Below are 913 nucleotides of genomic sequence, written 5' to 3'. Positions count from 1 at the left end.
AGAGGTGGTCCCACATGTTTGAACAACTAAAAGCTTATTTATAAGTGATACTCTGCTCTAGTTAAGCTACCTTATTTTGTTGTGGTAGCTGGTCATAGTAAAACTCATCTGGAGTCATTTTGTCCAGACTCGAATGAGGTCGTTTCAAATTATAAAATTCAAAATATGCGTTTAATTGCTTCTTCGCATCCAAAACATTGCTGTAGGCTTTGAGATACACCTCTTCATATTTAACGCTCCGCCATAATCGTTCAACCATCACATTATCAACCCATCGACCTTTACCATCCATACTGATTTGAATGCCATTTGATTTCAATACATCAATAAATGCATCACTGGTAAACTGACTGCCTTGGTCTGTATTAAATATTTCAGGTCGACCATATTTTTCAATAGCTTCATTTAATGTTTCTATGCAAAATGTAACCTCCATACTAATCGATACTCTATGCGCAAGTACCTTGCGGCTATGCCAATCAATCACAGCACATAAATAAACAAAGCCTTTTGCCATAGGGATATACGTTATATCCGTAGACCACACTTGATTACTGCGCTGAATAGCCAATCCTTTGAGCAGATATGGATATTTGCGGTGAGCTTGATTAGCCTGGCTTAAATTTGGTTTGCAATATAACGCATTAATGCCCATTTTCTTCATTAAAGTACGTGTATGACGTCGTCCTATATGATGTCCTTGACGATTCAACAAATCACGCATCATCCGGCTACCTGCAAAAGGGTATTGCATATGTAACTCATCCATACACCGCATCAGCTTCAGATCTGATGCACTCACAGGTTTTGGGCGATAGTAATAACAACCACGGGAGACTTTCAGCAGCTGAGCTTGCTTAGATACTGAAATCTGAAGTGAGTCATCGATTAACTTTTGTGGTTGAAGCGGCCC

General features: G+C 39.2%; 1 protein-coding gene. It reads right to left on the bottom strand.

Annotated elements, in window-relative coordinates:
- Positions 1-61: 61 nt before the first annotated feature.
- On the bottom strand, positions 62-913 hold an 852-nt coding region (locus tag ACWQ4X_RS19690; RefSeq protein ID WP_457904677.1), incomplete at its 5' end, for an IS3 family transposase.

The sequence above is a fragment of the Acinetobacter sp. NigerLNRRAM0016 genome, assembly GCF_054112845.1.
The sequence above is the reverse complement of the archived record's forward strand: the minus strand, read 5'-3'. Positions and strand labels throughout refer to the sequence as shown.